The organism is Halobacteriovorax sp. JY17, from assembly GCF_002753895.1.
In the GTDB taxonomy this organism is placed as follows: domain Bacteria; phylum Bdellovibrionota; class Bacteriovoracia; order Bacteriovoracales; family Bacteriovoracaceae; genus Halobacteriovorax.
On record NZ_NJER01000003.1, the window covers coordinates 288,698 to 299,139 of the forward strand.

A 10,442-nucleotide genomic window follows, 5' to 3' on the forward strand; every position below is an offset into this window, starting at 1 on the left:
TATCAAGATGCAAAATGAGAAGAAGAAAATTGTAAGATACGAAGAAGTGAAAGAAACACTTCCTGATTCTTTTTGTCCTGTTCCATTCTCTAGCCTCATTCTCAATCCTAATGGCCTAGTTGGATGCTGCAGAGAAAAAGGCAATGAGCATGCTATTGGAGATATTACCAACTCCTCAATCGAAGAAATTTGGAATGGAGAAAAAGCAAGAGCATGGAGACAAGAGTTTCTGACAGGTAATATAAAAACTTGCAAAGAAGAGATACGGCACAACTCATGTCATCGCTTAAATAATTATCACGACTTAATTGAACATATCGATATAAGTGAAATAGTGAAAACTCCTATACTAAGACTAACTCCAGATTTTAATGGCAAATGTAATTTAAAATGTCCTTTTTGTGATGTCTGGCAATTACCAAATGGGCTATATGACAGCCTTCCAGGATTCTGGGAACATTTATCCAGTCATATCCTTCCATTTGTTCTACAAATTGACTGCTTGGCTGGAGAGCCATTTATCCAAAAAGATTTTTACAAGCTGCTCAAACTCTCTAGTCAAAATAATTCCAATTGTACATGGGAAGCCACGACGAATGGACAATGGAAGTTAACTGATAAAATAAAAGCACAATTAGACCAAGTAGCATTTAGAATTATTTCAGTTAGTCTTGATTCTACAGATGAAAAGAGTTACTCCATAATAAGAGCTCCTGGAGTATTAAAAAAAACGTTGGAGACAATAAGCGATCTACAGAAGTACTCTAAAGAGAGGGAAGATAAGGGGTCTCCATTTCAATTGCTAATAAACTTTGCGATTCAAAGAGAAAATGTATTTCAAATTGTTGATATGTTTAATTTTTGTAAAGAACGAAATTTAGATATATTCATACAATATGTTTACTTCCCAAGTGAATTTTCACCATCAACACTTCCAATGGATGAAAGAAAGAAAATACTTCATTTTTATTTTTCGAATTTAGACAGTGAGCAATTAGTTCAGGCTAGACGAGTTATATTGGCCCTCATTGATACTTTTCCAGAAGAGAAGAAAAGGAAACTTTTTAGTATATATCAAATGCAAACAAATAATAAGATTCTACCCTTTATAAGTTTAACTTAAGTTTCTCCCTATAAGACTCATCCATCACCTTATTTATTATGGGTAAATAGTAAGCTCTATCAATATTTGGTAATGAGAAGACTAAAGGTTTTATAACTCTCATACAAAGAGAAATTTTGATCGAATTCATACCCAAGAGAAAATTAATAATACGCACTTTCTCATCTCGATCAAATTGTAACAAGCTATGCTCGAAAGGCTCATAGCAAAGAGAGATAAATGGTAAGATTTCCTTTTCTCTACAAAAGTCTAATACATCAGGAACTTCTCTCCAATTATCGGGTTGTACGAGAAAATTCATATTCAAGTTAAGAGAAGACTTTCCTCTAGACACTCTATCCTTTTCATACTCAAGCATTGAATCAATTGTCCTTAAAACAACCTTGAGGTTTCCTGGAAATCTTATTTTGTTGTACACCTCAGGAATTAGGCTATCGATACTCGCAACAATACTTTTCACTTCAATTTTATCTAAATATGATTTAATTCTTGCTGTAAGTTTCCAATGCATATTTGTCGTGATATTCCAGCGGCAATCGGAATTAACAGTGCTGACCTCATCGATCAATTTAAAAGTATCATCTTGCAAGAAAGGCTCTCCCGAAAGCATATCGATCTCTTTCAAATAGGGAAACATAGATTTTCTAGCATCTTTCCAAAAGTTGTCTTCAGTATAAAACCCGTTAGGCATTTTCCAAACGTGACACATTTGACATTGAAGATTACAAAAGCCATTAAAGTTTGCTGTTAATTTCAGAATTGGACTTGTCTGAGTTTCTGTGAGTTCTGCATACTCGAGCAGCTCATTATTGCCTGCACATAAGTTACAGTTATTATAATCAATGTCATTTCGACACATTTTAGAGTTTCCATCTAAAAACTCTCTTCGCCACTTCTTAGCGATATCTCCATTCCAAATTTCTTCAAAAGTATTATCCTTAAGATTTCCAATTGAATACTCCGTTCCCTTAAGTCTACACATCCCCACCGATCCATTAGGCTCAAGAATAACTGTTGAAAAAGGCACCACACAAAAATTCTGTCTATCAAAACCACTCTTTCTAAATGTTTCTAAAACATTTCCAGTTAAAGTTAGTTTATTTTTCAGTCTACTTTTTTTTGTGTTCATACACCCTTGTCAATTACTTACAGTTTGTTGTTTTAAAAACTTCTTCTGGATAACTAATATTATAAAAGGACTCAACGAACTCACCTCTTTCATCGAGACTAATCATTATTTTCCCTCTTTCATCTGCATCTTCTTGAGCTGCGAATAAAGTCCTAAAAGAAACTTCTTCACCCTGGTGTCCAGTAATTTCTCCTCCCTCTACGACGACCCCTCTTACCTGGTCAGCGCTTTGAAGTTTCCATACTTTAAATCTATTTTCTGTAAATTTTATTTTTAAAATTGAATCTTTCTTAGAGCAATATTCTTCTTTAAATTTTATACTTAATTCTTTAGTCTCCTCTACGATACGAATTCCTTCGCAATTCTTCTTTGAGAAAACTTCATTCTTTCCAGTTTCATCATCCTTCGCAGAGAAGCTTTCAATCGAGCCTGATTCTGTCTTCAAAACCTTGAGTATTTGATTTTTAATATCTTCAGCCCTTTCTGCTTTTAGAACATTTAAGCTAATCGAGTCTTTATCCAAAACATGATAAGTTCCTGCAACAAAAGGTGCTATAGACTCTCGATTAAAAGACTCGCTAGGCAAAACGTTGTTCCAAGCACTAAGTATTCCACCATCCGCATTCACCAGAACTCTACGACTTCCAGTAGTGCAATAATTTCCAGAAAGTTCAAGATCTAAGAATTTCTCTTTATTTAAATTTTCCAGTTTCTCTCTTTCACTTTCTTCAATTTCTTTCAACTTCTTTTCAAAAAGTATCATTCGGGCCTTATCTTTTTCAACTTGACTAGAAGTAACTAAGAAGTCGCTATTGATAGATTTATATTGATCATAGAAGTAATAACTCAAAGAGATACTAATTAAAACACATAGAATTAGAAAAGCTTTCGACATAACATTCCATCTTTTTATAGATTAATAACAATTTCTTAAATCAAACTTTAAGGATTTTTCTTTGATAGGAAAGTAGCTTACAACTTTCCCTGTTTGGGCAACATACTGAAGCTCCATTTCATAGGTTTTGATCTCGCTAGTATCTTTTGCGTAGAGAACTTTAAAATTTGCATGAAATGAATCTACAATCTCAATTTCCCCCATCACATCAGGACGGGTTCCTTGAACTATTTCAAAATCCCCTTTTACTTCATTCCATTGCTTAAAGTTCTTTCCCTCGATTTTAACGAACATAAATTCTTCTCCAATCGAGCAATAACGTCCTAGGAAATAGATTTTTTCAGGTGCCACAGAAAAACCATTCTCAGCTTCAAGACTATAATTATTCATCTTTAGAGCTGTCGTAAGTTTTTCTGACTCTTTATACACTTTAGTATAAAGAAATAAATTAATAAGAATGCTTAACTGGAGACATCCAAGTAGTATCTTTTTACTCATGGGACCATTATAGAGCAAAACTAACTTTATTCACTCTTTTTTTAGTAAAACCTGAGCTTAATAAAGGAAAGTGTTTAATTTTGACACAATAATGCATTAAAGAACTCAAGTAACCACTTCAAAGAAATTACCAAAAGATTTTGCAACACTCTCTATACTTGCTAGAGAACCTCCTCCATTTGCTCTTAAGAATAAATAAGAAACCATCACAATACGATGATCATCTGGAGGAAATATGTCCTTTCTTGAATTAACTCTACGTTGCCTTCCTTTTATTAGTAAGACATCATTTTTTTCATCATAGGAGTTTTCTATTTGATATAAATCTAAAAGTTTCTGAATTTCAACAAGCCTATCGCTTTCTTTATACTTTAATACGGATAAGTTTCGAAGCTTAGAAGTACCCTCAATTCTTGCGCATATAAAGGAGAGCGTTGGAACGAGATCGGGACAATCAGAACAATCGAAGTCAATAACCTTTAAGTTCTTATTCGTTGAAACTTCAAGTCCATTATCTTTAGTCTCTACTTGAAAGTTCATTTTCCTCAACAGGTCTATAAAAACAGAGTCGGATTGATACTTATCAACAGAGAAACAGTTTTCAACCCTAACTCTTCCTAAGTCTGCCCCAAGAGCGAGAACATAAGACATTGAACTAAAGTCCACCGGAACAATGAATTTCTTTTGACCTTTTCTAAATTCACTAATTAAATTCTTAGTCATTTCCCAGTAACTTGTAGAGTATGTCATATCGATAGGCGAAACCTCTACGCCTTTAAAGCAAAGAGCAAGAGCTATCGCTGTTGCATGCTGGGTTGTTTTTGAAGCATCAATATTTAGAAAGCGATTATTTAATACGATTGGTCCATTTAAAGTAAGCCAGCTTTCACACTGATTTACAATTGCACCTAATTCGACAAGGCCCTCCAGAAGATCTGCAATTGGCCTCTCCCTCATTCTTCCTTCTGGTTCGACTCTATACTTTCTTTTTCCGAGGGCGAGAAATGGGATTAAGAATCTCGTTGTTGTTCCACCATCACCTGGAAGGATTTCTATAATTTCACTTCCCTCTTTTTCACATTCAGGAAAGGAGTTCTCAATTCTAATACCATCGTCTATATCGACTATTTTCAACCCTACAATGCGCAAACAATGAATAAGATTAGTCACGTCATGTGAGAGAGGCAGATTAACGATTTCAATACTTTCTTTACATAAGCTCGCTAAGATTATTGCCCTATTTGCATAGGACTTCGAACTGGGAACCTTTACTACTTTATTAAAAGGTTCTGCCTCAACATTAAATAGAGAGTTTTTTAATTGCATCTTTTTTCTCGATGATTTTACTTTCAACTTCTGTAAATGAGATTGAAGTAATTTCTGTTTTTCCAATTTCTTCTACTAAGACAAAGTCAATAAACTCATTTGAAGTAGACTTCTTATCTCTTCTTAAATACTTCATTATATTTGTAAGTGGAAATTCTTTATTGAGCCAAGGAGCATCTCCTAGCTCAATATTTAAATTTTCTGTTAGTACTTTTATATCTTTAAAGTGCTTTCCTTCTTTAAATAGTAGATCAACAAGAACAACTCCCCAAATAACCGATATACCATGAGGAAGCTGATACTCACTTTCAATCGCATGTCCAAAGGTATGACCTAAGTTCAAAATTTTACGAACACCACTTTCTTTAAAGTCTTCCGTTACTATTTTTTCCTTAAAGAGAATACAGTCCTTAATGAGTGTTTTTATTTCTACATCAGGAGTTATTTTATCGAATATTTCTTTCGACAAAAGACCATATTTTAATATTTCTCCAGCTCCACTACTCACTTCTATTTGATCAAGTGTTTCGAGAAATGAATCACAAACCCAGATGTGCTCAGGATGATGAAAGGCTCCAATTAAGTTCTTACCTAGTGAAGAATTTATTGCAACCTTTCCTCCAATTGCAGCGTCAACCATTGAAAGAAGTGTTGTTGGAATTGTTGACCATTTAATACCACGTAGAAGAAGGGCTGCGACCATTCCAGAGAAATCACTCGTTGCTCCGCCACCTAAAGAAATAAGATGAGCTTTTCTATGGACATTCTTCGATAGAAAATAATCTAGAACAGATTCAAGATTTTCAAAGTTTTTTACTTTTTCTCCATCAGGAGCTTTCCAAAAAACAATTTTCTTTCCTTCTATTTTAAGAAGGGGAAGAGTTTTTGAATACAAACTCCAAACATTTAAATCTGCGATAATAAGAATTAAATCGGAATCGATAGAGCGAATCTTCTCCTTTAAATAATCTAATTTACAAAACTCAATCTTACTATTCATTAATTCCCCCATCTCCGTAAGCTCTCTGTCTCAAGAAATGATCTGCTAATACGCACTTAACCATTGCCTCGACGACTGGAACCGCCCTTGGAAGAATACAAGGATCATGCCTTCCTTCTTTTGCTTTTTCTCCAATCGTTGAAGTCGGCTTAAAGGTTGTTGTCATGAAGATATCTTCTCCATTTGATATTCCGCCTTCTATTCCGCCAAAGTTCTCTCTCTTAGAAGAGACTTCACTTCCCATGAGATTTGCCATCTCCTCACCAAGTCCAAAAGAGAATGAAACACAAGCCCCAATAGAAAGTAGGCTCTTTGCAAAATCGGCCTTCAATTTATCAAATGCAGGTTCTCCAAGGCCTATCGGAGTTCCTTTAATTAATATAGAAATTCTCCCTCCTACGGATTCACCATCTGCCTTTAGTTTTAGGAGGTATTTCTTAATTTCTGTATTTTTTTCTACCAATGGGTAATTATAAGGAGAGATATCTTTTGTATTTAAGAGATCATCTACTGTTGCAGAGAAAGGACCCATCTTTGAAATATAGGCCCTCACTTCAATTTTAGGTATCATAAGACTAGCAAAGTATCCTGCGATGACTCGAGCTAAGGTCTCTCTTCCTGAAGACCTTCCCCCTCCACGATGATCCCTAAAACCATACTTACCTTGTGTCGTTTCATCAGCGTGACCTGGTCTATACTCAGACTTTAGCTTGTCGTAGTCTTTACTTCTTTGATTAGTATTTCTAACAATCACGGCGATAGGAGTTCCTAGAGTTTTGTTTTGAAAAACGCCGGAGAGAACTTCAGCGCTATCAGCTTCTTTCCTATTTGTTGTTCCTGCAACTCTCCCAGGAGCTCTTCGATCCAGTTCAATTTGAAGATCTTCTAGATTAAAGTCTAGGCCAGCTGTTACTCCATCAATCACAACCCCAAGCGCCTCACCATGGGACTCACCAAATGTTACAAACGAGAAAAGCTTACCAAATTTATTGCCACGCATATTTCACTCTCTACTTAAATAATTGGCAGTAAATATTCTAACTACCTGTAATTTTATTGTCCTACCTATTATGCCAGAAGGTAAGACATTTGTGGGAAAATGTTCAGAAGTTATCGTGACCGAAAGAGGTTCAAATGATAGACAATAGACAGGCGCTACAAGATATTGAAGAGATATCAGAAATACTTGAGAAAATCAGTCGTCATGGAAACTGTCTTGAGTTTTGCCAAACTGTTAATGGCCTCACCTACCGTAGCCAATCTTTAATAAAGTTTATTAATAATTTTTCATATGATATTGCTCTTCGCCCTAAAGACAAACTTAATCGCTTTCAATTTATTCCTGAGATACCAATTTTTGCTAAGAATGAATTTAATAGTATTGTTTTTAAATGCGAGATTAAAAAGATTAACCATCACAACTTAATCGTTGCAAATTTCCCAGAACTTCTCTATCTCTTAAATACTAGAGAAGGGCAAAGACTTAACTTTGAAAACCTTAATCTTCCTGTCATTTTTAGAAATAATAATACGACAGACTACCAACTTAAGAACCTCTTCTTCGGGGGGAGGCTCTGCGATTTTTCAAGGAATGGACTATCCTTTGTTGTCTATGATGAGATATGTGCAGACTTCAACATTGGAGATAAAGTTCAATTCTCCACTATAAATGGCTATTCTCTAAAAGAGCCTATTATTGGTACTCTAGTCTATCTACAAAATATTGAAGACCCTAAGATAGTTCCCTCATCAAAGCTTGCAATAAGGTTTGACAGAGCAATACCTATCAAGCAAATTCTTAAGTACATAGATAATCAAATCTACATTAATGCTTAAGAATAATCGATGGAACATTTCAAACACTTTATAGAGCTTCAAAGCTTACTATCTAAGATATCCCTTCACGAAGATAATATTAAATCTGAAGAGGCCCGTATTATCTTTCTAGAGTCTTCTAGAGATAAGAGGCTTCAAGAAAGAGATCAACTTTTAGAGCAAAGAGATCAAATAATTAAGGTATCAAATGAACACGAAAAAGTTTTATTTGAAAAAGAGAGAGATTTAAAAAGAGCAACAGACAACCTAACCCAGGCGAGCTCAGAAGCCCAAATGAAGAGTCTAGAATCTGAAATTGAGAGACTCTCCCTTCTTACAGATCAAATACAAGAAGAAATACTAAGTAAGCTTGAAGAACAAGAAAACATTGAAAATAAAATTAATGAAGCCAAAGAATTTCTAACCGGATCTTCAGAAACACTCGAAGAAATAAGAAGAGAAGTGGAGAATTTTAGCAATAATGAAAGAAAAGAGATAAGTAACTACAGGGAGAGAATCGAACTTCTCTTAGAATCTCTCAGTACTTCACACCGTGACTTCTTTGAACAAACCTTGAAAGTTATAAAGGATGATAAAGTTATTTCATTTTTAAATGGTAAAATTTGCGCAAGATGTCGCTATGAAGCCTCTAGTACACAAATTACAGAAATAGAAAATGGAAGATCTAATGAGGTATGCAATAACTGCTCTCGCATACTTATCCCTTCAACTATAAATAGCTTCTAGAAGAAGCTATTTAATCACCGCCTCTTGAAGTTTTCCTCTTAGGAATGCCAACGTACTATAATTAGAATCCTTCAAGTAGAGATAATTTACATAGGACTGCTGAGTTGTAATCAGCTCCTCTTCGGCCCTAATCACCTGATCTAGAGTCGCTCTCCCCCTAGAGTAGAGACGGTTATATTCTTTTAAAGTCTTATTAGATAGTTCAAGTCTCTTAGAAGCAGAGCTGATTAGAATATCAACTTCTCTCTGTCTCTTAATAAGTGAGCTCTCTTGCTCTTTAAGACTTAAGAGAACCTTTCTTGATTCCATCTTAACTTTATTCAACTCTATTGCTGCCGCTTGTTTTGTTAGAGACTCTGCACTTGATCCGATATTCCAAGTTAAAGTAAGTCCAACAGTAAGCTCATTATTTTCACTTCCAATCATTCCTTTTGAAATAGGACTATCGGTTGTCTCATAATTATTCGTAGTGTACGAAGTTCCAAAAACAAGGCTTGGATAAACGGCACTCTCTGCTCTTCTAGAGCTATCAATTAAATAGTCAATTTGCTTCTTGGTTTGAAGAAAGTTCTTATTCTCTTCAATTTCACCGCTAACTTTTACAACTTCACTTTCCGCTTTTAATTGATAGTTTAAAATATTTGCTGCAGTGACTTCCCTATGAACTTTCTTAGATAGGTTCTCAAGACTTGACTGGAGAGAGATGATCTCCGACTTTAAACTCTCTTCAGAAGCAAGATTTTGAGTTTCCGCACTATAAAGATCAACCTTCTCGCTTAGGCCATCACGCACTCTTCTCTTAATTAATGCCAATCTCTTCTTTGCCCTAGTTACAGCAGCTTTCTTAAGTTCAACATTCGCCTTATCAAGTTTAGACTTTAAATACTCTGTCGCAAACGTATAGAGATTCGACTCAGTAATATAATCAGAACTTTGTTTTTGATATTCATATGTCTTTTCAGCTATATCTAGAGAAAGAGCATCTCTTCTTCCAAGAAAGTTATTCCAGAGATCTTGTTCAAGAGAGAGGGTTTGAGTAAATCCTTTATTGTTATTCGTATTATTCGCATTATTTACATAATCAACAAGTGTATTTGATAAGCTAATTTTTGTTCCCGTAAAAAACTCTTTCGATAGACTTAAATTATATGAAGTTGTCTCTGTGTCGTTAGGAAGTAATGTAGCACTACTAATTAGAAGTGATGAACTTCTCTCTAGCTTAGATTTAGTATTCTCACCACTAGCAGATAACTGCCACGCTTTTGATTCAAAAACCACTTCTTTCTCTAGAGATTTAACTTCTAGGTTCATTCTCTGTGAATCATTGTCTGAACCATTCTTTAAGTACTCTGTAGAAAGAGATGATAGTGATGCATCTACCGATAGAGATAATAATAAAGAGATAAATAAAATGAGATTTTTCACATTGATTCCTAAGTCTTATTAATTTACTAGAAAGTTTTATCATAGCGCGTAGAACATTTCTATCAACACGTCCTTTTATTATAATACATTTGACGAAGTAAATAACTTAGTGCATAAAATGGGTTCCGAGATGGGAAGGCTATCGCCGGTGAAGTTTACTTCACGGGAGGAAAGTCCGGGCTCCACATGGCGATGTAGCGGGTAATGCCCGTCCACCGCGAGGTGAGGACAAGTGCAACAGAAAGGATGTACAGGGGTCTGAGAACGTAAGGGGTAGCTTCGGCCGACCTTGCTTCGAATCTTTATGATACCTGCTGTAGTGAAAACAGGTAAACTCTACGTGGTGCAAGCTTAAATAGGCCTGTGTTAAGGGCGGCCAGTCCGTGCAGGCGGGTAAAGCGCTCGAGCCATAAGGTAACTTATGGCCTAGACGAATGATAGTTCACGACAAAACCCGGCTTATCTCCCATCTCGGTCTTTTATA

At 35.3% G+C, this 10,442-nt stretch carries 10 protein-coding genes and 1 other RNA gene; 4 read left to right on the forward strand and 7 right to left on the reverse strand.

Annotated elements, in window-relative coordinates:
• Positions 1–7: 7 nt before the first annotated feature.
• Positions 8–1,123 (forward strand): SPASM domain-containing protein, encoded by a 1,116-nt coding sequence (locus tag CES88_RS13790; protein WP_290735508.1) that lies wholly within the window; start codon positions 8–10, stop codon positions 1,121–1,123.
• Here the strand turns inward: CES88_RS13790 and CES88_RS13795 are convergent.
• From CES88_RS13795 to aroC, 6 genes are all read right to left on the reverse strand, one after another.
• On the reverse strand, positions 1,107–2,252 hold the full coding sequence (locus CES88_RS13795; protein ID WP_290735510.1) for an SPASM domain-containing protein: 1,146 nt from the start codon (positions 2,250–2,252) through the stop codon (positions 1,107–1,109). The two genes, CES88_RS13790 and CES88_RS13795, sit on opposite strands and share 17 nt — an antisense overlap.
• A 13-nt stretch (positions 2,253–2,265) precedes the next feature.
• The gene (locus tag CES88_RS13800) at positions 2,266–3,147 is read right to left on the reverse strand and encodes a hypothetical protein (RefSeq protein ID WP_290735511.1); all 882 of its coding nucleotides are present in this window, start codon (positions 3,145–3,147) and stop codon (positions 2,266–2,268) included.
• Positions 3,148–3,168: 21 nt separating this feature from the next.
• Entirely contained in the window at positions 3,169–3,645 is a 477-nt protein-coding gene (locus CES88_RS13805) for a hypothetical protein (RefSeq protein WP_290735513.1), read from the reverse strand.
• A gap of 105 nt (positions 3,646–3,750) precedes the next feature.
• Positions 3,751–4,971 (reverse strand): hypothetical protein, encoded by a 1,221-nt coding sequence (locus CES88_RS13810; protein ID WP_290735515.1) that lies wholly within the window; start codon positions 4,969–4,971, stop codon positions 3,751–3,753.
• Positions 4,946–5,971, reverse strand: coding sequence for a 3-dehydroquinate synthase family protein (locus tag CES88_RS13815; RefSeq protein WP_290735517.1), 1,026 nt, complete (start codon positions 5,969–5,971; stop codon positions 4,946–4,948). The genes CES88_RS13810 and CES88_RS13815 overlap by 26 nt, the downstream gene beginning before the upstream one ends.
• Entirely contained in the window at positions 5,964–6,971 is a 1,008-nt protein-coding gene (gene aroC / locus CES88_RS13820; protein WP_290735519.1) for a chorismate synthase, read from the reverse strand. Before aroC ends, CES88_RS13815 begins: the two co-directional genes overlap by 8 nt.
• Positions 6,972–7,105: 134 nt before the next feature.
• Between aroC and CES88_RS13825 the strand changes: the two genes are divergently transcribed.
• Both CES88_RS13825 and CES88_RS13830 read left to right on the forward strand, forming a co-directional pair.
• Complete coding sequence (locus CES88_RS13825) at positions 7,106–7,807, forward strand: hypothetical protein (protein WP_290735522.1); 702 nt, start codon at positions 7,106–7,108, stop codon at positions 7,805–7,807.
• 9 nt (positions 7,808–7,816) lie between these two features.
• Positions 7,817–8,533, forward strand: coding sequence for a hypothetical protein (locus CES88_RS13830; RefSeq protein ID WP_290735524.1), 717 nt, complete (start codon positions 7,817–7,819; stop codon positions 8,531–8,533).
• A gap of 6 nt (positions 8,534–8,539) precedes the next feature.
• Here the strand turns inward: CES88_RS13830 and CES88_RS13835 are convergent, their stop codons facing one another.
• Positions 8,540–9,958 carry a TolC family protein gene (locus CES88_RS13835; RefSeq protein WP_290735527.1) on the reverse strand — a complete coding sequence of 473 codons (1,419 nt, stop codon included), beginning with the start codon at positions 9,956–9,958 and terminating at the stop codon, positions 8,540–8,542.
• Between the two features lie 126 nt (positions 9,959–10,084).
• Between CES88_RS13835 and rnpB the strand changes: the two genes are divergently transcribed.
• An RNA gene (gene rnpB, locus CES88_RS13840) (RNase P RNA component class A) lies at positions 10,085–10,436 on the forward strand.
• Positions 10,437–10,442 lie beyond the last annotated feature (6 nt).